This window comes from Pseudoflavonifractor sp. An85 (assembly GCF_002161235.1).
Taxonomy (GTDB): Bacteria; Bacillota; Clostridia; order Oscillospirales; family Oscillospiraceae; genus Enterenecus.
In genome coordinates, this window is sequence record NZ_NFHE01000020.1 from 1 (window position 1) to 18,960 (window position 18,960).

Annotated in this window: 22 protein-coding genes and 1 pseudogene; 10 read left to right on the forward strand and 13 right to left on the reverse strand. The window is 60.8% G+C overall.

Going from position 1 to position 18,960, the window contains the following annotated elements; translation table 11 throughout:
* Window positions 1–471 precede the first annotated feature (471 nt).
* Together B5G37_RS09855 and B5G37_RS09860 are read left to right on the forward strand one after the other, a co-directional pair.
* On the forward strand, window positions 472–840 hold the full coding sequence (locus B5G37_RS09855) for a hypothetical protein (RefSeq protein ID WP_087256985.1): 369 nt from the start codon (window positions 472–474) through the stop codon (window positions 838–840).
* A complete protein-coding gene (locus B5G37_RS09860) occupies window positions 837–1,397 on the forward strand; it encodes a metalloregulator ArsR/SmtB family transcription factor (RefSeq protein WP_087256986.1) in 561 nt (186 codons plus the stop codon). Before B5G37_RS09855 ends, B5G37_RS09860 begins: the two co-directional genes overlap by 4 nt.
* Window positions 1,398–1,455: 58 nt before the next feature.
* Here B5G37_RS09860 and thiI read toward each other — a convergent pair whose 3' ends face one another.
* From thiI to B5G37_RS09890, 8 genes are read right to left on the reverse strand one after another with little or no spacing between them, the layout of a single operon-like run.
* Window positions 1,456–2,628 carry a tRNA uracil 4-sulfurtransferase ThiI gene (gene thiI / locus B5G37_RS09865; protein WP_087256988.1) on the reverse strand — a complete coding sequence of 391 codons (1,173 nt, stop codon included), beginning with the start codon at window positions 2,626–2,628 and terminating at the stop codon, window positions 1,456–1,458.
* A gap of 17 nt (window positions 2,629–2,645) precedes the next feature.
* Window positions 2,646–3,938 (reverse strand): glutamate-1-semialdehyde 2,1-aminomutase, encoded by a 1,293-nt coding sequence (gene hemL, locus B5G37_RS09870; RefSeq protein ID WP_087256991.1) that lies wholly within the window; start codon window positions 3,936–3,938, stop codon window positions 2,646–2,648.
* On the reverse strand, window positions 3,935–4,918 hold the full coding sequence (gene hemB / locus B5G37_RS15560; RefSeq protein ID WP_204217907.1) for a porphobilinogen synthase: 984 nt from the start codon (window positions 4,916–4,918) through the stop codon (window positions 3,935–3,937). Before hemB ends, hemL begins: the two co-directional genes overlap by 4 nt.
* 18 nt (window positions 4,919–4,936) lie before the next feature.
* Entirely contained in the window at window positions 4,937–6,418 is a 1,482-nt protein-coding gene (cobA, locus tag B5G37_RS15565) for a uroporphyrinogen-III C-methyltransferase (RefSeq protein ID WP_204217908.1), read from the reverse strand.
* On the reverse strand, window positions 6,415–7,290 hold the full coding sequence (gene hemC / locus B5G37_RS09880; protein WP_087256993.1) for a hydroxymethylbilane synthase: 876 nt from the start codon (window positions 7,288–7,290) through the stop codon (window positions 6,415–6,417). The genes cobA and hemC overlap by 4 nt, the downstream gene beginning before the upstream one ends.
* Entirely contained in the window at window positions 7,287–7,733 is a 447-nt protein-coding gene (locus B5G37_RS15775) for an NAD(P)-dependent oxidoreductase (protein WP_242962861.1), read from the reverse strand. The genes hemC and B5G37_RS15775 overlap by 4 nt, the downstream gene beginning before the upstream one ends.
* A 5-nt stretch (window positions 7,734–7,738) precedes the next feature.
* Window positions 7,739–8,932 carry a glutamyl-tRNA reductase gene (hemA, locus tag B5G37_RS09885; RefSeq protein ID WP_242962862.1) on the reverse strand — a complete coding sequence of 398 codons (1,194 nt, stop codon included), beginning with the start codon at window positions 8,930–8,932 and terminating at the stop codon, window positions 7,739–7,741.
* A complete protein-coding gene (locus B5G37_RS09890; protein ID WP_087256996.1) occupies window positions 8,929–9,732 on the reverse strand; it encodes a sirohydrochlorin cobaltochelatase in 804 nt (267 codons plus the stop codon). Before B5G37_RS09890 ends, hemA begins: the two co-directional genes overlap by 4 nt.
* 264 nt (window positions 9,733–9,996) lie before the next feature.
* On the opposite strand from B5G37_RS09890, the gene B5G37_RS15780 reads away from it, so the two are divergent.
* The 5 genes and pseudogenes from B5G37_RS15780 to B5G37_RS09910 all read left to right on the forward strand — a co-directional run bounded on the left by B5G37_RS15780 (window position 9,997) and on the right by B5G37_RS09910 (window position 12,690).
* Window positions 9,997–10,224, forward strand: coding sequence for an ATP-binding protein (locus B5G37_RS15780; protein WP_087256998.1), 228 nt, complete (start codon window positions 9,997–9,999; stop codon window positions 10,222–10,224).
* A gap of 3 nt (window positions 10,225–10,227) precedes the next feature.
* Complete coding sequence (locus tag B5G37_RS15785; RefSeq protein ID WP_242962863.1) at window positions 10,228–10,698, forward strand: TniB family NTP-binding protein; 471 nt, start codon at window positions 10,228–10,230, stop codon at window positions 10,696–10,698.
* A complete protein-coding gene (locus B5G37_RS09900; RefSeq protein WP_242962864.1) occupies window positions 10,623–11,372 on the forward strand; it encodes a hypothetical protein in 750 nt (249 codons plus the stop codon). Before B5G37_RS15785 ends, B5G37_RS09900 begins: the two co-directional genes overlap by 76 nt.
* Window positions 11,373–11,386: 14 nt before the next feature.
* Window positions 11,387–12,139: a thiamine pyrophosphate-dependent enzyme gene (locus B5G37_RS09905; RefSeq protein ID WP_087257001.1), complete on the forward strand. Its 753-nt coding sequence runs from the start codon at window positions 11,387–11,389 to the stop codon at window positions 12,137–12,139.
* Between the two features lie 48 nt (window positions 12,140–12,187).
* Window positions 12,188–12,690 (forward strand): annotated as a pseudogene (locus B5G37_RS09910) (2-oxoacid:acceptor oxidoreductase family protein).
* A gap of 74 nt (window positions 12,691–12,764) precedes the next feature.
* Here the strand turns inward: B5G37_RS09910 and B5G37_RS09915 are convergent.
* The 5 genes from B5G37_RS09915 to B5G37_RS09935 form a co-directional block, all read right to left on the reverse strand.
* Complete coding sequence (locus B5G37_RS09915; RefSeq protein ID WP_087257004.1) at window positions 12,765–13,661, reverse strand: HAMP domain-containing sensor histidine kinase; 897 nt, start codon at window positions 13,659–13,661, stop codon at window positions 12,765–12,767.
* 10 nt (window positions 13,662–13,671) lie between these two features.
* Window positions 13,672–14,508 carry an ABC transporter permease subunit gene (locus tag B5G37_RS09920; protein ID WP_158099392.1) on the reverse strand — a complete coding sequence of 279 codons (837 nt, stop codon included), beginning with the start codon at window positions 14,506–14,508 and terminating at the stop codon, window positions 13,672–13,674.
* Entirely contained in the window at window positions 14,501–15,415 is a 915-nt protein-coding gene (locus tag B5G37_RS09925) for an ABC transporter ATP-binding protein (protein ID WP_087257009.1), read from the reverse strand. The genes B5G37_RS09920 and B5G37_RS09925 overlap by 8 nt, the downstream gene beginning before the upstream one ends.
* A 3-nt stretch (window positions 15,416–15,418) precedes the next feature.
* Entirely contained in the window at window positions 15,419–16,078 is a 660-nt protein-coding gene (locus B5G37_RS09930; protein WP_087257011.1) for a phosphatase PAP2 family protein, read from the reverse strand.
* An 89-nt stretch (window positions 16,079–16,167) separates the two neighbouring features.
* Complete coding sequence (locus B5G37_RS09935) at window positions 16,168–16,833, reverse strand: response regulator transcription factor (protein WP_087257014.1); 666 nt, start codon at window positions 16,831–16,833, stop codon at window positions 16,168–16,170.
* A gap of 133 nt (window positions 16,834–16,966) precedes the next feature.
* On the opposite strand from B5G37_RS09935, the gene B5G37_RS09940 reads away from it, so the two are divergent.
* From B5G37_RS09940 to B5G37_RS09950, 3 genes are read left to right on the forward strand one after another with little or no spacing between them, the layout of a single operon-like run.
* On the forward strand, window positions 16,967–17,338 hold the full coding sequence (locus tag B5G37_RS09940) for a GntR family transcriptional regulator (RefSeq protein WP_087257016.1): 372 nt from the start codon (window positions 16,967–16,969) through the stop codon (window positions 17,336–17,338).
* Window positions 17,339–17,342: 4 nt separating this feature from the next.
* Window positions 17,343–18,185: an ABC transporter ATP-binding protein gene (locus B5G37_RS09945; protein ID WP_087257019.1), complete on the forward strand. Its 843-nt coding sequence runs from the start codon at window positions 17,343–17,345 to the stop codon at window positions 18,183–18,185.
* Window position 18,186: 1 nt separating this feature from the next.
* Window positions 18,187–18,810, forward strand: coding sequence for an ABC-2 transporter permease (locus B5G37_RS09950; RefSeq protein ID WP_087257021.1), 624 nt, complete (start codon window positions 18,187–18,189; stop codon window positions 18,808–18,810).
* Window positions 18,811–18,960: the final 150 nt, after the last annotated feature.

Here is an 18,960-nt window from a genome sequence, read left to right on the forward strand (position 1 = left end):
GCTAAAACTTCTTCTTTGTCTGGACATAGTAATGAATCCTCTCTTTCGTATTGATTTTAGTATATCAGATTCATTAAAAATTGTCCGAAAAAGTGTCTTAATTTATGAGACCATTATAAAGTTCCATTCCCAATTCCTCCTGAGATAAGCCCTTTGATTTTCTAAGGGATAAAAGTTTTTCATTAAACTTCATTCTATAAAAGCCCTCCTTGAATATGGTGATTTAAATATATATGGATGCAGCTTTGGTGGCAAGCAAGGAGTGTTGGCAATTTGTCCACTAACATTAACATGGAGGTTTACGCCTTGTTTTGTACGGTGTGGAAACATCTTATAACATAAATGACAACCTTCTTTATAATAGCACATGTGAAAGGAGTGGAGTTAAATAGATAACTGTCTAAATAGTATTGACAAACTGATTAGATAAGTATATAAATAGAATAACCCAATGAGAGAGGAGAACAGACCATGGATCAGAAGTTATCCCGCATGAAGGAGTACCTGGAGCAGCGCGTGGCCCAGTGCGCCCAGGCTAGAGCCCAGCTCGTGGCGGACGACCGGGGGGACGAGGCCAACTTCCAGGCCATCCAGGGCAATGTGTATGGCATTTTTTCCACAATTCTGAATGTAGCTGTGGAACAAAACCCCGGAAATCCCCAGGGTGTGGAGGCCTTCTTCCTCAAAAAACTGGAGGAGATTCCTAGCCACTGGGTGGAGGCCTGGGAAAAAGCAACGGCCCGGGGGGACGAGATAGCCGCCCACCTGGAGCGGTTGAAGCTGGAAGCTGTGGAGAATGTGGGCTGCACCTTCCGGAGTGTTTGGGGGGCCAAGGCATGACGGAGACGGAGGCCATTGGCCTGTTCAAGTGCTTGGCGGACAAGTCCCGGCTGCAAATATTGAAATCCCTGGCGGTGGAGGACATGTATGTGGAGCGGCTGGCCCAGCGATTAGGACTGACTGCCGCCACCGTGTCCTTCCACCTGAAAAAGTTGGCCCAGGCCGGGGCGGTGTCCTCCTACAAGAGCCAGTATTACACCATGTACACCTTAAACCGGGCCCTCTTTGACACCACCATCCTGGACATTGTGCAGAAGGAGTCGGAGGAGGCGGACCTCCAGGCCCAGCGGGACCAGGCATACCGCCAGCACGTGCTGGACTCCTATTTCCAGGACGGACGGCTGAAAACCATCCCGGCCCAGCGCAAAAAAAAGCGCATTGTGCTTCAGGCGTTGGTTCAGCAGTTTCAGCCTCAACGCATCTACTCCGAGCCGGAGGTAAACGCCATCTTGGCCCGGTACCATGACGACGTGTGTACCCTTCGCCGGGACCTGGTGGGGGAGGGGCTGCTGGAGCGGAATGCCCAGGGCTATTGGCGGACAGAAGAGCGTGAATAATGGGAAAAGGCCCAGAAACGTAAGCGATACTCTTACGTTTCTGGGCTTTTTGTATGGCTTAGAAATCCAGCAATACCCGCTCAATGCCCGCCACGGCTTCTTCCACCATAGCGTCAATGTCCAGGCTCTGCTCAGCCTCCACTAGTTCCTCCACCTTCGGCTTGGTGCGGGGGTGCTTGGGAGTGAACACGGTGCAGCAGTCCTCGTAGGGGAGGATAGAGGTCTCAAAGGTGCCGATCTTGCGGGAAATGCGCACGATCTCCTCCTTATCCATGCCCACCACCGGGCGCAGCACCGGCACGGTGCACACGGCATTGGTGCAGGCCATGGCCTCCAGGGTCTGGCTGGCCACCTGGCCCACGGACTCGCCGGTGACCAGGGCCTGAATGCCGTTTTTCTCCGCTACCCGGCAGGCAATGCGCATCATGAACCGGCGCATGAGAATGGTGAACAGATTCTCGGGGCAGGAGCGGCGCAGCTCCTCCTGAATCTTGGTGAAAGGCACCACATGCACGCAGGTCTTGCCGGTGTAGGGCACCAGCAGCCGAGCCAGATCCAGAACCTTCTCCTTGGCCTCGGGGGAGGTGTAAGGGTAGGAGTAGAAGTGGATCATGTCCACAATGACGCCCCGCTTGGCGATCATCCAGGAGGCCACGGGGGAGTCAATGCCGCCGGACAGCAGGGACAGGGCACGGCCACCCACGCCAATGGGCAGACCGCCGGCACCCTCGGTGGGGTTGGCGTGGACAAAGGCATCAAAGTCCCGCACCTCCACATGGACGGTGAACTGGGGGTGATGCATGTCGGCAATCAGATGGGGGTAGGCGTCGTGGAGCTCGCCGCCCACATACTGGGACAGCTGGATGGAGGTCATGGGGAAGGTCTTGTCCGCCCGCTTGGTCTCCACCTTGAAGGAGCGGGCCATGGACAGCTCGGCCCCCAGGTATTCCTTGACGCACTCCAGAATGGCGTCCTTGTCCTTGGCGCAGGCCCGGGCCCGGCACAGGCCCGCCACGCCAAACAGCTTGCCCATGGCCTCCCAGGCCCCTTCAAAGTCGCAGAACTCGTCCTGGGGCTCAATGTAGGTGGTGGACTGGCGGGTGTACACCTTGAAGGATCCGTACTTTTTCAGCCGCCGCTTGGCGTTGCCCATGAGCTTCTCCTCAAAGGCCCGACGGTTGAGGCCCTTGAGTACCATTTCGCCCTGCTTGAGCAGGATAATTTCTTTCATATCGTTACCTCCGAATATTAGTGAGACAGGGCCTCCAGGGTCTGCTGGAAGGCTTCCAAAGTGGCGGTCAAATCCTCCCCGCTGTGGGCGTCCGAGAGGAACATGGCCTCGAACTGGGCGGGGGCCAGGTAGATGCCCCGCTGGAGCATTTCGCCGAAGTAGCGGGCGTACATCCCCACGTCGCTGCCCTTGGCATCCACAAAGGTGGACACTTCGGTGGGCGTGAAGAAGGGGGAGAGGAGGGAGCCCACCTGATTGATGGCCACAGGCACCGGGGACTTCTCACACAGCTTACCCATGTCCTGGGCCAGCGATGCACCCATGTCGTTGATGTGGGTGTACACCTGGGGATGGTCGTGGAGATAGCGCAGCTGAGCAAGACCAGCGGCCATGGCCACGGGGTTGCCGCTGAGGGTGCCCGCCTGGTAGACGCTGCCGCAGGGGGCCACGTGCTCCATGAGGGCGCGGCTGCCGCCATAAGCGCCCACGGGCATGCCGCCGCCGATGATTTTACCGTAAGTGACCAGATCCGCCTTCACCCCAAAGTACTCCTGAGCACCACCGGGGGCCAGACGGAAGCCGGTGATGACCTCGTCGAAGATGAGCAGGGTGCCGTGGGCATCGCACAGCTCCCGCAGCCCCTGCAAGAAGCCGGGGACGGGGCCCACCACGCCCATGTTGGCGGCCACCGGCTCCACGATGACGGCGGCCACCTGGCCCGGATTGGCTTCCAGTAGGGCCTGGACGCTGGCAAGGTCGTTAAACTGGGCGGTGAGGGTGTCCTTGGCGGCCCCTACGGGGACGCCGGAGGAAGAGGGGTGGCCTCCCGCCAGAGCGGAGGAGCCGGCGTTGACCAGCATGCAGTCGCTGTGGCCGTGGTAGCAACCCTCAAACTTGATGAGCTTGTCCCGGCCGGTGGCCCCACGGGCCAGACGCAACGCGGACATCACCGCCTCGGTGCCGGAGTTGACCATACGCACCATTTCCAGCCCGGGCACCATCTCCACCATCAGCTGGGCAATCTCCACCTCCCGGGGGGTGGGGGCTCCGAAGCTCAGGCCGTCCACCACGGCTTTCTCCACCGCCTCCCGGATGACGGGATGGTTGTGGCCCAAAATCATGGGACCCCAGGAACACACATAGTCGATGTAGCGGCGGCCTTCTACGTCATAGATGTGGCTGCCGTCCGCCCGCTGGATAAACCGGGGGGTGAGCCCCACAGAGCGGTAGGCCCGCACAGGGCTGTTGACCCCGCCGGGGAGTACCTGACAGGCGGCGGCAAAGAGTTCTTCCGAATTGTGGAGATTCATCCGATGTCCCCCCGTTTCATAGCGTCCGCCAGTTCCTTGGCGGAGTAGGTGATAAGCATGTCTGCCCCGGCCCGGTAGATGGACAGGGCCACTTCACACATCATTTTATATTCGTCCACCAGACCGGCGGCCGCGGCGGCTTTAATCATGGCGTACTCGCCGGAGACGGAGTAGGCGCACATGGGCAGGTTGAAGGCTTCCTTGCACCGATACAGTACATCTAAGTAGCTCAAAGCGGGCTTGACCATGAGGATGTCCGCCCCTTCTTCCACGTCCAGAGCGCACTCCCGCAGGGCCTCCCGGGCGTTGTGGGGGTCCATCTGGTAGCCTTTGCGGTCGCCAAAGGAGGGGGCGGAACCGGCGGCATCCCGGAAGGGGCCGTAGAAGGAGGAGGCGTATTTGGCGGAATAGGCCATGATGGGCAGGTTGACAAACCCGGCCTCGTCCAGGGCCTTCCGCATGGCCCCAATACGGCCATCCATCATGTCCGAGGGGGCCACCATGTCCACCCCGGCCCGGGCATAGGACAGGGTGATGTCCACCAGCCGGGGGAGGGTGGCGTCGTTGTCCACGTGATCCCCACACAAAATGCCACAGTGTCCGTGGCTGGTGTACTCGCACATGCACACGTCGGCGATGACGTAGAAATGGGGATACTTTTCCTTGATGGTGCGGATGGCCTGCTGCACCACCCCGTTGTCGTCCCAGGCGGAGGAGCCGATCTCATCCTTGTGGGCGGGAAGACCGAAGAGGATGCACTTGGTCACGCCGTGGGCCAGGTACTCCTCCACCGCCTGACACACGCTGTCCAGGCCGTAGTGGAACTGTCCGGGCAGGGAGGGGATGGGGCGGGTGCCTTGGAGGGTTTCATCCACAAAAATGGGGTAGATGAGGCTGTCGGGAGACAGGCGGGTCTCCCGGCACAGGCTGCGCACTTCGGGACAGGTGCGCAGACGGCGGGGTCTATGGGTCAATTCCATTTGGAATTCCTCCTTCTATTACAAAGTCTGGGCCAGCCGCAGCAGGCCGGGAATGGTGGCTTCCTCTGCGATCAAAACGGGGATGCCGTGGCGCTGGGCCTCCTGGGCGGTCTGTGCGCCGATGCACAAACCCGTGATGTTGCCCAGAGGAGCATCCTCGCCCACCGAGGCCACAAAGCCTTTCACGGTGGAGGCGGAGGTGAAGGTGACGTAGGACAGCTCCCTCTTCTCCAGCGCTTCTCTCAGCTCCGGGGAGCGGGGGTTATCGTAATGGGTGGTGTACACGGCAAGTTCCTCATAGGGGATGCCACGTTCTGTGAGCGCTTGGGTGAGCAGGGGAGAACCCTCTTCTGCCCGGGGCAGCAACACCTTTCCCGTGGCGGGGATGCCCTGGCCCAAGTCCTGGGCGGAGTACACCCCGGGGACATAGTCCGCCGTCAGGCCGTGCTTTTTCAAAGCGGCGGCGGTGCCGGGGCCGATGGCGGCCAGCTTTACGCTGCCCAGGGCACGGCTGTCCTTGCCCAGAGCGTTCAAAGCGTCGAAAAACACCTGCACTCCCACAGGGCTGGTGAAGGCAATCCACTGGTAGTCCTCCAGATGCTCCATAGCGGCGGTAAGGAGAGAACAAGGGGTGATGGGGGTGGTGTGAATGCAAGGATACTCCCACACCTTGGCCCCCAGCTCCCGCAGGCCCTGGGCCAGGGTGCCCTTGCGGGCAGCGGGGCGGGTGACCACAAAGGTGCGGCCCTTCAGGGGCAGAGCGTCGAACCAGTCGAAGGAATCGGCCAGGGCGCACACCCCACCCACCACGCTGATGGCGGGGCTTACCACCTGGTGATCCCGGGCGGCCTGGACCAGGGTGGCCAGGGTGGCGCTGACCCGCCGCTGGGCGGGAGTGGTGCCCCGCTCCACGATGGCGGCGGGGGTGTCGGGGTCCATGCCTGCGTTCAGCAGTCCTTCGCAGATCTGGGGCAGGGCGGACACGCCCATGAGGAACACTAGGGTTCCTTTGGTGGCCACCAGGGCGTCAAAGTCGATGTCCAGCTCTTTGCCCGCTCGCTGGTGTCCGGTGACAATGTGCAGGGAGGAGCAGCAGTCCCGGTGAGTCACCGGAATGCCGCCGTAGGCGGGCACTGCCAGGGCGGAGGTGACCCCAGGCACCACCTGGAAGGGCACATGGTGCTGGGCCAGCAGCTCCAGCTCCTCGCCGCCCCGGCCAAAGAGGAAGGGGTCGCCCCCTTTGAGGCGCACCACGTTGGCGCCCCCCAGGGCCTCCCGCAAGAGAATCTGGTTGATCTCCTCCTGGGGCACTGGGTGCACATTCACCCGCTTGCCCACGTCAATGGCCTTGGCAGTGGGGGGGATGAGAGCCAGAATTTCCGGACTCACCAGCCGGTCATACACCACCACTTGGGCGTTTTCAATGGCTTTTTTTCCTTTTATGGTGAGCAGGCCAGGGTCACCGGGGCCTGCCCCCACCAACGTCACATGTCCCATCATGGGTGATCCCTCCTCATACGCCGTGCCAGCTCCGCGCCCATTTCCCGGGCGTCGGCACAGGCGGCGCGGCTGGTTTCGATGTAAGATTCGCCCTCACCGTTGACATAGAACCCGGTGAGGGTGACGGTGTCCCCGTCCACCGTGGCGTGGGCGGCCACAGGGGAGGAGCAGCCCCCCTCCAAAGCCCCCACAAAGGCCCGCTCGGCGGTGAGGCACACCGCCGCCACCGGGTCATGGAAGCGGGAGAGATAGGAGGTGTCCACCCCTTGGCGGCTCTGCACCGCCAAAATGCCCTGACCGGCGGCGGGGAGCATTTCCTCCACCGGGAAGCGGCGGGAAATGCGGCCCTCCAGGCCCAGCCGGTCCAGTCCGGCGCAGGCTAGCACCAGGGCGGAATACTCGCCCCGGTCCAATTTGGCCAGACGGGTCTGCACGTTGCCCCGCACCGGGGCCACCGGGTGGTGGGGGAACAGCTTTTTCAGCTGGAGGGTGCGGCGCAGGGAGGCGCAGCCGATGGGCTTTTCGGGATCCAGGGTGTCCACCCCTTGGGGGAGCACCAGGGCGTCCCGGGGGTCTGCCCGGTGGGAGAAGGCCACCAGAGGCAGTTCCGGGGGGATGTCCATGGGCAGGTCCTTGCTGGAGTGGACGGTGAAGTCCACCCGGCCCTCCAGAAGGGCACGGTCCAGCTCTTTGACAAACAGACCCTTTCCCCCAATCTGGCTCAGGGGTCGGTCTAAGATGAGGTCGCCGGTGGTTTTCATGGTCACCAGTTCCACATCGGCGGTGGGATTATAGGCCCGGATGGCGTCTATCACCATCTCGCTTTGAATCACGGCCAGCCGGCTGTCCCGGCTACCAATGCGTATTTTCATATGGAGTCCTCCATGAGTTCTCGAATCTGTTGTGCTACGCGGGCGGTGCGGGCGTGGTCGCTGCCATCCCCCACCACACCGGCCACCAGCCCCTCTCCCACGCACACGGCGGGGAAAAAGTAGGTGCAGGCTCGGGGGTCATCGGCCACGCTCACCGGGATGCCCCGGTCTTTGGCCTCCTGGGCCACTTGCTTATTGGTTTCCCGGCAGTCGGTGGCAGCCACCGCCAGGGTGGCCCCCTCCAGGTCGCCGGGGAGGTAGGGACGGCCTACATGGATCACGGGGGGCATGTCGGGGTGCAACGTGGGGGCAATCACCACCACCTGTGCCCCAAATTGCAGCAGGGTCCGGGTCCGGCGCAAGGCAATGTTCCCGCCCCCCACCAGCACCACTTTTTGGCCCGTAAGGTCGATAAACAGGGGGAAACGTGGGTACTGGCCCATGTCTCTCACCCCTTTCCTGTGGTGTGTGCCCGAATTTTCTGGGCGCACTGGCGCAGGCTGTCCGGGTCGGGCGGGGTGGGCAGGCCGCCCACCAGCAGTTCCACGGTGCGCTGTACGGTGAGGGCAATGAGCTCCTCCGGGTCCAGTTCCTCCTCGGTGAGCTGGGGGGTGGCGGTAAGCCGCTGGACAATGGACAGCTTCAAGTCGTCCATCAGGGGCAGGCCCACCTTGTAATTGAGCCAGCGGTAAAATTGCCGCTGGTGCTTGTCCAAAATCTCCAACACTTCTTCGGGCACCGTATGTAGAGGAGCGGTATCCATCAGGTCGTCCACGTTGAATAGCTTTACCCCGGGAAGCTGCCCCACCTGGGGCTCAATGTCCCGGGGGATGGCCAAGTCCACCATGGCCTGGGGGAGTTTGGTAACTTCGGCCAGCTGTTCCACGGTGACGGTGTAGTGGGGGCTGGCGGTGGCGGAGACCAGGATATCCACTCCGTCCAGAAGTTCAAATCGGCGGTCATAGGGCTGAGCTTCGCAGCCCGAGGGCACCACCGTCTCCCCGTGCCGATAGGTGCGCAGGGTCACCATCACCCGGCATCCCGCCTGATGGAGTAGACGGGCGGACAGCTTGCCCATCTCTCCGTTGCCGATGACCAGAGCCCGCTTCCCCTCCAGGCTGCCCAGGTGCTGGCGCAGAAGTTCCACTCCCTGGCTGGCTGCCGAGGTGGGCAGGGAGGTGAGGCGCACGGTGGAGCGGATCTCCTTCCCGGCGGAGATGGCGGAGCGGAACAGGGTTTCCAGCATGGGGTGGGTGGAGTGACTGTCCCGGGCCAGGGTGATGGCCCGCTTGACCTGGGCCAGAATCTGGTCCTCTCCCCACACTCTCGAGCGCAACCCTGCCGCTACCTGCATCAGGTGTTCCACCGCATCCCCGCCCTGGCGGGTGACAAAGGCGGCGGAGAAGGGTGCAAAATCCACCCCTGCGGCGTGGCACAGCACCTGGCCGGGGTGGCAGGAGTCCTCACAGCACAGGTAGATTTCGGTGCGGTTGCAGGTGGACAGAATGACACACCCCTGGATGTTGGGCAGCTGGGCAATGTGGGCGTTGAGCCGCTGGACCTGGGTGGCGGTGAAGGACAGGGCCTCCCGCAGGTCGATGGGAGCCAGATTGTGCTCCAGGCTGGACATTAAAACCATCATGGACGAGCCTCATTTCTATATATAGGTAGGAAGGTACGGGCCGCCTGCTGGGCGTGGGAGACAAACAGGCGGCGGATGGCGGCGCAGTCCCCCAAGCCCTGGGGGATGCCCTCCACGTGCAGCCCCGCCTGGTGCAGCTGTCCGCACCAACTCTCCGCTCCTTCCAGCATGTCCCGCATGGCGTGCACGCCGCACACCACCGTCAGGGGGTGGACGTACAGCCGGGTCAGGTGGTGCATCCGCTGGGCGGTTTGTTGGGGGGTCAACCCGCCGGTGAGGGTGCCCACATACAGGTTGGTGTGGCCCTGGCGGTGGAGGGCCTGCTCCAACTGGGCGTAGACCCCGTGGGCCTCATGGCTGGTGCCGTGGCCCAGAAACAGGGCCCCTGTGTCCGGGGCCAGAGGGGGCAGACAGGCGGGCAGCGCCGCGGCCACCGCCTCCACGTCCTGAGGGGTGTGGAGCAGAGGTGAACCCACAGAGAAGGAGAGCCGGGAGGCATACCCCTCCAGCTGGTCCATCATGGCCTGATATTCTCCCCCGGGGAGCAGGTGGGTGGGCTGGAGAAGTATCTGGGTGTACCCTTCTTCCGCCAGCCGGTCCAGGGCCTGGGACACATGGGGAATGTCTGGCCCGCCCCCCTTGGCCAGGGCATCCCGTAAAAAGCGGCTGGTAAAGGCGTGGATGAGGGGTAGATTTGGAAATGCTTGTCCCACTTGGTGGGCAATGGCGGTGAGGGGAGGCAGGGCAGAAGGGCGACTGACCCCGTAGGACACCACTACCAGAGCGGTTTTTTGCTCCATGCCGCTTCCCCCTTCCCGTAGAAAAACAATCACCTTTCAGTATACTATATTTTTCCCCTCTGTCCACCCCCTTTTCCGCCCAAAAAAGGAGAATCTCCCAGGGAATTGACCATGGGCAAGATGAACAGATTCCCAGGCTCGGATTTGTGGAAAAATTCTTGCATTATATATCTTGCAAAATGCAAACAACCGGAGTATACTTAGTCCAGAACGTGAGAGGACCCCGGGGCTGCGGCCCAAAACCGTGGGGAGGAGGCGTGGTTTATGCAAGCCATTTGGAGTCAGCTGGAGGGCCGCCACAACTTTGTCTTTGTGGGCGAGGCGGGCAGCGGCAAAAGTGAAATTGCCATCAGCTTTGCCAAGCAGTTGGCCCAGCGCACGGACAAGACTGTCCACTTCTTTGACTTGGACATGACCAAGCCGCTGTTTCGCTCCCGGGACGTGGAGGAGGAGCTGAGCCGAGCCGGGGTACAGGTTCACTATCAGGAGTAGTTTATGGACGCGCCCACCCTGGTGGGCGGCGTGATGCCCCACCTGCGGGATGAGAACTGTCTGGTGGTGCTGGACGTGGGCGGGGACTACATCGGCGCGCGCTCCATTGGAGGCTTTGCTCCGCAGCTGAACAAGCCCCACACGGCGGTGTTTTACGTCATCAACTCCTACCGCCCCTGGTCGGACAACATCGACCACATTGACGGCACCTTGGGCAAGATTCTGGGCGTGTCCCACGTGCAGTTGGGCCAGCTGATGCTGGTGAGCAACCCCAACAACGGCCTGACCACCACCGCCCAGGAGTTTCTGGACGGCCACCGGCGCACGGTGGAGATGGTCTCCCCCTACATGCCCGTATCCCCATGGTGTATGCCAACGTCTCCCGTGGCGGCCCCGGCGTGGGCGCCATTCAGCCCGCTCAGCAGGACTACTTCCAGGCCACCAAGGCCTCCGGCAACGGCGGCTTTGAGATGATGGTGCTGGCTCCCGCCACCGTGCAGGAGGCTGTGGACCTGACCTACGCCGCTTTTGACTACGCAGACCGTGACATGAACCCCGTGCTCATCCTGGCTGACGGCGTCATCGGCACCATGATGGAGCCCGTGGAGCTGCCCGAGATGAAGAGCGATGAGGAGATTGCCGCCATCCGCGCCGGCAAGGCCAAGTGGGCCTGCACCGGCCACCAGCTGGACTACGCCAACCGCGCCTGGATCCAGCCCGGCCAGTGGGACACCAAGAAGATGCAGGCAGAGAACGAGAAGGCCGCTGCCATGTACGCCACCTGGGAGAAGGACATTATGGTGGAGGAGTACCAGGTGGAGGACGCCGAGGTGGTCATCGCCGCCTACGGCATCTCCGGCCGTATCGGCAAGTCTGTGGTGGACATCTGCCGCGCCGCCGGCAAGAAGGTGGGACTGATTCGTCCCATCACCGTCCATCCCTTCCCCTATGCCTCCTTCGATCACATCAACTACGACGTGTGTAAGGCGGTTCTGGACGTGGAGATGTCCATTCCCGCCCAGCTGGTGCAGGATGTGCAGGCCGGTGTCAAGGGCCGCTGCCCCATCGAGACCTGCCTGTGCTCCGGCGGTAACATCATGAGCCGGGAAGCCGTCCTGGAAGCTGTGGACGCCATTCTGGCCAAGTAAGGGGGAGAAGAAACATGGAAAAGATTTATTCCCGCACCAAAACCATCCAGGAGGACAAGGTCTCCGGCTTCTGCCCTGGATGCATGCACTCCACCGTGGTCAAGCTCATCGGTGAAGTGCTGGAAGAGATGAATATTGTGGACAAGGCCGTCATGATCACCGGCATCGGCTGCTGCGGCCTGCACATGGACTACATCGCCTATGACACCATCACCGCCCCCCACGGCCGCGCCTGCGCCGTGGCCACCGGCATGAAGCGCACCAGCCCCGACAGCCTGATCTTCACCTATCAGGGCGACGGAGACTTCGCTTCCATCGGCCTGGGCGAGTCCATTTCCGCCGCCAACCGCGGTGAGAATGTCACCGTCATCTTCATCAACAACGGTATTTACGGCATGACCGGCGGTCAGATGGCCCCCACCACCCTGCTGGGTATGAAGGCCTCCACCGCTCCCAAGGGCCGTATCGCTGAGGAGCATGGCTACCCCATGCACATGTGTGAGATCCTCAACCAGCTCACCGCTCCCTACTACCTGGAGCGCACCAGCTGCAACACCCCGCAAAACGTGATTAAGACCAAGAACGCCATCAAGAAGGCCTTCCAGAACCAGCTGGATGGCAAGGGCTTCTCCATGGTGGAGATCGTCAGCAACTGCCCCACCAACTGGGGTCTGGACCCCCTGGACACCCTGGATTTCATCGAGGAGAAGATGCTCCCCGAGTTCCCCCTGGGCGTCATTCGAGATCGTTCCAAGGAGGGAGTGTAAGGCATGGAAACCAATCTGTGTGTAGCCGGATTCGGCGGCCAGGGCGTCATGACCCTGGGCAAGTTCCTGGCATCTGCCACCTGTGATGCCACCGACAAGAATGTGACCTTCTTCCCCTCCTATGGCGCAGAGCAGCGCGGCGGCACCGCCAACTGCTTCGTGGTCATCTCCGACGGGATGATCGGCACCCCTCTGGGCGACGTGATGGACGATTTGATCGTCATGAACGGCCCCTCTCTGAAGAAGTTCCTCCCCACCCTGAAGGAGAACGGCACCCTGTTCATCAACAGCTCCATCGTGGACGAGAACGAGATTGACCGCACCGATGTGAAGGTGGTCAAGGCTCCCGTCACTGAGATGGCCCTGGAGATGGGCAACGCCAAGGTCTCAACGTCATCATGTTGGGCGTGTATGTGGGTTACACCGAAGTGGTGCCCGCCGACGTGGTGTGGAACACCATCGAGCACAAGCTGGGCAAGAAGCCCAAGCTGCTGCCCCTGAATAAGCAAGCGTTTGTGACAGGCCTGGAATTGGGCCGCAGCCAGCGGTAAGATCGCACCTCTGGTATCAACTCCTTTCATAGAGCAAAAACCCCCCGTCGAGGCGACGGGGGGTTTTTGCATGCTTATGAGGGGTTAGGAGGGAATACCAGGGTGATGACCAGCTTCCCCTCCCGGTAGGCGGCTTCCAAGGCGCCGCCCATCTGCTGGGTGAGCAGCTTGGCAATGGACAGGCCCAGGCCGGTGGAGTGGCGGGCGGTGTCCACGGTGAAGAACCGGTCAAACAGCCGCTGCACCAGCACTTCGTTGAGCGCGGGGGCGGAATTTGCAAAGGTGAGCACCCCGTCCTGGGTCAGGGTGACGGAGAGGTCCCCGGCGCTGTACTTTAAGGCATTGCCCAGGAGGTTGCCCAGCACTCGCCCCACGGCGGTGGGGTCCAGAGTGCGCGCCACCCGCCCCTCTGGCAGCTGAATGGTGGGGGTCATGCCCCGCTGCTCCATGGCCCCGTAGTGGGACAGCAGCGCCTCCTCCACCAGCCCCCGCAGGTCCACCGGTTGAGGGTGGAGGGGCTGGGGAGCGGTGAGCAGGGAGTAGGCAAATAGCTCCTCGGACAGCTGGTGAAGCACCTGGGTGCGGTTGGAAATTTGGGAGAGGTAGCGTTCCACCTTCTCTGACTTCTCCTCCCGTTTCAATAGCTCCAGATAGCCCACCATGGCGGTGAGCGGGGTGCGCAGGTCGTGGGAAATGTTGGTGATGGCCTCTTTCAGCTCCAAATCCCCCTGCTGGTACCGCTGCCGCTCCCCTCGCAGCTGGGCCAGCTGGCGGTTGAGGTCGTTGGCCAGGGCCTTCATTTCCCCATCGCCGCAGGACAGGGTGAGCAAGGTGTTGGTGTCCTCCACGAGCCGCTGGGCCAGTCCTTGGCGCAACTGGCGGGCGGCTTTGCGCATACTGTATATCTTTCCTGCCAAAAGCAGGACCACAAGGCCCAACAGGGCCACCAAAAGCCAGGGTAAAACCTTCATGTTTGGACCTCTATTTCAAATCTTTGCGCCGGAACAGCCACAGCCCCACGCCAGTGGTCACCACGGTGAGGGCGGCGGAGTACACGGGCAGAAGGGGCAGGTTGGGAGCGTCCCAGGCAGTGCACTGCATCACCTGTCCCCCAGGGGAGACGTCGCACAGCAGTTGGTACACGTCCCGCTTGGTACCCTCCAGATAAAAGGGGTATTTCGTCTCCTTCTCCACCATGGCGCCTGTCACCGGATCGTAGGTCAGTTGGGTATAGGTGGGTGGATAGTTCAAGTAGGAGTACAGGTAGCTGCCGGATAGCAGCAGGACAAAAGATAGCACCAGGGCCACCACAGCGGACACGGACCGGTTGGAAATGAGCATGGCCAGCATGGCATACAAAGAGGTCAGGGCCACGGTGAGCACCAGAGTGGCGCCCAGATAGGCCAAAACGGTGGACGCATCCTTCTGAAGAAATCCGAACAGGGGGATGCCTACGGCCAGATAGGGCAGAAGGTAGCCCACACACATCAACAGATAGCCAGCGGTGCAGGTCACCAGATGGCTGAGGTAAATTTCCCAGCGGCGGTGCCCCACCACCAGTTTGTTGCGCACAGAGCCGTCGCTGTAATCGGTGCCGATAAACAGGGTACAGAAGAGGGCGGCGAGGATGCACTCAAAGGGGAGAAAGCTCAAAAGCTCTTCGTCCAGGTGCTGAGAACTGGGAAAGGGATTCTGAATGGCATACAGATAGCAGGACACCGGAACAAAGGCCCCTGTCCCCACCTGAAAAATCATACAGGCCCAGAAGCTCTTGCTCCGCCACAGGCGGAAGAAGTCGGCCCGCAACAGGTTACCCACGCGCGTCACCTCCCACCAGGCTCATGTAGTAGCTCTCCAAGCTCTCATCGTGCTGGTGCATGGAGGACACCTGGCACCCGGCGTCCGCCAAGGCCTGCACCAACTCCGTCACATGGGGGTGGGCGTAGATGTCCGCAGAGTGGGAGGAGAGAATGGTGTAGTCCAGCCCCATCCCGTCCAGCACCCGGGCCAAAATGGCCACGTCGGACACCTCCACATGGGTACATTTGCGGCAGGCGGCCTCCACCTGGCTGGCGGTGATCTGCTGCACCATCCGGCCCCGGTCCATAAACCCGTAGTGGGTGGCCAGACGGGCCAGCTCGTCCAGAATGTGGCTGGAGAGGAGAATGGTGATCTGTTTTTCTCGGTTCAGCCGTAGCAGCAGCTCCCGCATTTCCACAATGCCCTGGGGGTCCAGCCCATTTACCGGTTCATCCAGCACCAAAAAGTCGGGGCTTCCCACCAGGGCCATGGCAATGCCCAGGCGCTGGCGCATACCCAGGGAGAAGTGGCGCACTTTTTTCTTCCCTGTGTCCTCCAGTCCCACAAGCCCCAACAGGTGGGGAAGGTCCTCCTGGGAGGGCAGGCCCAACACCTGGGCCTGCATCTTCAAATTGTTTATGGCGGATAGGTCTTGATAGATGGCGGGGGACTCCACCACCGCCCCCATGCGCTGGCGCACGGTGTGGATGGCCTTGTCGGTATGATCCACCCCGTACAGGGTGTAGCTTCCGGCGGTGGGGGTCTGGAGACCGCAGAGAAGGCGAATCAGGGTGGTTTTTCCCGCTCCATTCCGGCCCACCAGGCCGTAAATGGCCCCTTTGGGTACCTCCATGGACAGGTTGCGCAGGGCGTGGCAGGAGCCGTAGGTCTTGCTCAGACCACGGGTGGTGAGCACGGATTCCATGGCTTACGCCTCCTGCTCCACCCAGGTGGTGGCGTGCTGGGTCACATACCCCGCCACATAGTCCAGCACCAGGGCCAGACCCACCCCGCAGAACAGGTCAATGACGCTGTGCTGGCGCAGCAGCACCGTGGAGGCCAGGATGGACAGATTCAAAAGCTGCATACACACCCACACCACCCGGCGGGAGGGGGAGGGCTTGGCTTTGGCCCAGCGGTGGTAGCTCAGCGCCACCGTCATGGAGTTGAAGGCGTGAATGGAGGGCCAGACGTTGGTGTTGGTGTCTACGCTCCACAGCCCTCGCACCAGTTGGGAGAAGAAATCCGTCCCCTCCAGCCCCTGGGGGCGCAGATTTACCCCGTTGGGGATGAGGGCGCACAGCACCAGACACAGGGTCATGCCCCCGAACAGGGGCAGGCACAGCCGCCAAAAATCCTGCCGGGGCTGGGTGAGCAGCAGCCAAAAGAGGGTGGCGGGTACCCACACAAACCAGGCGAAATAGGGAATGACGGCATATTTGCAAAAGGGAATCCAGTCGTCCACAAAGCAGTGGACCACCCAGTCCGGCTGGACGATCACCGTCTCCAGCACGGAGAAGAACACCAGGTAGAATACCAGATATCCGGCCATAAACAAAACCGGGTGTCGCTTACACCATTGGATCATATCAAATACTCCTTCTTGTTGATGGAGGTAGTATAGCAGGGAAAGGTCAAGACAGCGGCAAAGAAACCCGTCAAGAAAGGGTCAAGATTTTAAAATTCTGCCAGCCGGAAGCCAATGCCCCACACCGACTGGAGGTACTCCTTGCCCGTGACCTGGCGCAGCTTCTTTCGCAGGTTGCTCATGTGCTGCTTGAGAGAGCTGTCGGTGCAGTCGGGAGTGTCCAGGCTGATGCGCTCCAAAATCACACTCTTGGCCATGGCCTGGTGAGGGTTTTGGAGAAACAGCTTCAAAATGGCGTACTCCGTCTTGGTCAGGTGCACGTCCTGCCCCGCCACCGTCACCTGACGGGACAGGGGGTCCAGGGTCAAGTCCCCCACGGTGAGCACCTGTTGGTCTGCCTCCTGCTGGGGGCGGCGCAGCTGCACCCCAATGCGGGCCAGCAGCTCAGAGGGATGAAAGGGCTTGGTGATGTAGTCCACCGCCCCGGACTGGAGCAGCTCCACCTTGTCCTCCACGTCTCCCTTGGCGCTGAGCACAATGACAGGGATGCCCTGGATGTGGGGCAGCACTTCCTCTCCGGACAGGCCGGGGAGCATCAAATCCAGCAGCACCAGGTGGGGGCGGTGCTGGGAGAGAAGGTACAGCGCCTCGGTGCCCGAGTAGGCCCGCAGCACCTCATACCCCTCCTGGCGCAGCAGCTCCTCCAACACATTGCCAATGTGGATGTCGTCGTCAATGATGGCTATGGTCTTCATGGTACACCCCCTGTGTGTGCGCTTTGCCCTCCATTATAGAGATGTGGAGGGCAAATGGCAAGGGGGGCAAAATCCTCTTGACAACTCTGTATCTACTGTATATACTGTATATACACAGATAGGAGGTGATGGGGTGAATCTTTGCATCGACAACCGCAGCGGGGCCCCCATTTACGACCAGATTTACACCCAGATCAAACATCAGATCATCAGCGGAGAACTGGAGGCGGACCAGGCCCTGCCCTCCATCCGCAACTTGGCCAAGGACTTGCGCATCAGCGTCATTACCACCAAACGGGCCTATGAGGAGTTGGAGCGGGAGGGATTCATCTACACCCTGCCGGGAAAGGGCTGTTTCGTGGCCCCCAAGAATGTGGAGCTGCTGCGGGAGGAGACCTTGAAGCAGATTGAGGCCCACATGGAGGAGATTGGACGGCTGGCGGCCACTTGCCAGCTAACCCGAGAGGAACTGCTGGAGATGTTCCGCCTGAGTATGGAGGAGTGAGAGCATGAACGCACTGGAAATTCGGAATTTGACCAAACATTACGGGGAATTTACCCTGGACAACCTGAATCTCACCCTGCCCTGTGGGTGCATCATGGGGCTCATTGGCGAGAATGGAGCGGGCAAGAGCACCACCATCAAGCTGATTCTGGACATGATCCGCCGGGATGAGGGCACCATCACCCTCCTGGGCCGGGACAACCGGGAGGATATGATCCTCACCAAGCAGGACATCGGGGTGGTGCTGGACGAGGTGGGCATTCCCTCTTGCCTCAATGCCGTGCAAGTGGGAAAAATCATGGCCCACACCTTTACCAAGTGGGATAAAGAACTGTACGCCCAGTATCTCAAACAGCTGGATTTACCCGAAAAACGCCCCTTTAAGGAGTATTCCAAGGGCATGAAGATGAAGCTGGGCATTGCGGTGGCCCTGTCCCACCACCCCAAGCTGCTCATCTTGGACGAGGCCACCTCGGGCTTAGACCCGGTGGTGCGGGACGAAGTGGTGAGCATGTTCAGCGAGTTTACCCGGGACGAGAGCCATGCGGTGCTCATTTCCTCCCACATCGTCAGCGATTTGGAGAAAATCTGCGACTACATTGCCTTTTTGCATCAGGGAAAGCTGATGCTGTGCGAGGAGAAGGACCGGCTGTTGGAGGAGTACGGGCTCATTCACTGCTCCAAGGAGCAACTCTCTGAGCTGAATGAGGAGGCGGTGCGCGGGGTGAAGGCATCCCCCTACGGGGTGGAGGCCCTGGTGCGCCGGGACGGCGTGCCTGCCGGGATGCCGGTGAGCCCTGTGAGCATTGAAGAGCTGTTTATCTTTATGGTGAAGGAGGCGGCGTAACATGAAGGGATTGCTACTCAAAGATTTTTATCTGTCGTGGCGCTACTGCCGGGCGTTTCTTGTGATTGTGGCGGTGTTTTTGGCTGTATCGTTTGTGGGAGAGGATAATATCTTCTTCCTGATTTACCCCATCATGATTGCCAGCGTGATACCCATGACCTTGCTTTCCTACGACGAGCATGACAAGTGGACGGCTTACAGTGGGACGCTGCCCTACACCCGGGTGCAGCTGGTGAGCGCCAAGTATTTGGTGGGCCTGTGTTTCGGAGCGGTGGCATTTCTCGTTTCCATGGCAGCCACTACCGTGCGTATGCTGACGGGAGAGGGATTTGTTCTGGAGCAGTTTGCTTTGGTGGGAACCGCCCTGTTGGTGTTGGGGTGCATAGGGCCTGCCGTGATCCTGCCTTATGTATTCAAGTATGGGGCGGAGAAGGGGCGTATGGCCTTTTACATTACCATTGGTCTGTTTACCGCCGCGGCTACTGTGCTGGCCGGAATTGGGTTCCAGGTGCAGGTGATGGGAGGCGGGCTGTGGCCTCTGGCGGTGGTGGCCGGGGTGGCAGTGTTGATCTACCTCGGCTCCTGGTGGCTGTCCATCCGCTTCTATCAGAAGCGAGAACTGTGACAAGAGGCAAATTCGACAAAAATACCCTCCATTTCTCGTGCGGGAAATGGAGGGTGTTTTTTGAGAAAATCCTTGTTTGACGGTGGGATATGTGATAAAATTTCGGGGATAATGTGTAAAGAGGGAGGATGGCTTCCGGGTGGCCGGGAG

What these genes read in the sequence shown, in the direction of transcription:
- B5G37_RS09855 (WP_087256985.1), top strand. Translation starts at nt 472, where the DNA reads ATGGATCAGAAGTTATCCCGCATGAAGGAGTACCTGGAGCAGCGCGTG.
- B5G37_RS09860 (WP_087256986.1), top strand. Translation starts at nt 837, where the DNA reads ATGACGGAGACGGAGGCCATTGGCCTGTTCAAGTGCTTGGCGGACAAG.
- thiI (WP_087256988.1), bottom strand. Translation starts at nt 2,628, where the DNA reads ATGAAAGAAATTATCCTGCTCAAGCAGGGCGAAATGGTACTCAAGGGC.
- hemL (WP_087256991.1), bottom strand. Translation starts at nt 3,938, where the DNA reads ATGAATCTCCACAATTCGGAAGAACTCTTTGCCGCCGCCTGTCAGGTA.
- hemB (WP_204217907.1), bottom strand. Translation starts at nt 4,918, where the DNA reads ATGGAATTGACCCATAGACCCCGCCGTCTGCGCACCTGTCCCGAAGTG.
- cobA (WP_204217908.1), bottom strand. Translation starts at nt 6,418, where the DNA reads ATGATGGGACATGTGACGTTGGTGGGGGCAGGCCCCGGTGACCCTGGC.
- hemC (WP_087256993.1), bottom strand. Translation starts at nt 7,290, where the DNA reads ATGAAAATACGCATTGGTAGCCGGGACAGCCGGCTGGCCGTGATTCAA.
- B5G37_RS15775 (WP_242962861.1), bottom strand. Translation starts at nt 7,733, where the DNA reads ATGGGCCAGTACCCACGTTTCCCCCTGTTTATCGACCTTACGGGCCAA.
- hemA (WP_242962862.1), bottom strand. Translation starts at nt 8,932, where the DNA reads ATGATGGTTTTAATGTCCAGCCTGGAGCACAATCTGGCTCCCATCGAC.
- B5G37_RS09890 (WP_087256996.1), bottom strand. Translation starts at nt 9,732, where the DNA reads ATGGAGCAAAAAACCGCTCTGGTAGTGGTGTCCTACGGGGTCAGTCGC.
- B5G37_RS15780 (WP_087256998.1), top strand. Translation starts at nt 9,997, where the DNA reads ATGCAAGCCATTTGGAGTCAGCTGGAGGGCCGCCACAACTTTGTCTTT.
- B5G37_RS15785 (WP_242962863.1), top strand. Translation starts at nt 10,228, where the DNA reads ATGGACGCGCCCACCCTGGTGGGCGGCGTGATGCCCCACCTGCGGGAT.
- B5G37_RS09905 (WP_087257001.1), top strand. Translation starts at nt 11,387, where the DNA reads ATGGAAAAGATTTATTCCCGCACCAAAACCATCCAGGAGGACAAGGTC.
- B5G37_RS09915 (WP_087257004.1), bottom strand. Translation starts at nt 13,661, where the DNA reads ATGAAGGTTTTACCCTGGCTTTTGGTGGCCCTGTTGGGCCTTGTGGTC.
- B5G37_RS09925 (WP_087257009.1), bottom strand. Translation starts at nt 15,415, where the DNA reads ATGGAATCCGTGCTCACCACCCGTGGTCTGAGCAAGACCTACGGCTCC.
- B5G37_RS09930 (WP_087257011.1), bottom strand. Translation starts at nt 16,078, where the DNA reads ATGATCCAATGGTGTAAGCGACACCCGGTTTTGTTTATGGCCGGATAT.
- B5G37_RS09935 (WP_087257014.1), bottom strand. Translation starts at nt 16,833, where the DNA reads ATGAAGACCATAGCCATCATTGACGACGACATCCACATTGGCAATGTG.
- B5G37_RS09945 (WP_087257019.1), top strand. Translation starts at nt 17,343, where the DNA reads ATGAACGCACTGGAAATTCGGAATTTGACCAAACATTACGGGGAATTT.
- B5G37_RS09950 (WP_087257021.1), top strand. Translation starts at nt 18,187, where the DNA reads ATGAAGGGATTGCTACTCAAAGATTTTTATCTGTCGTGGCGCTACTGC.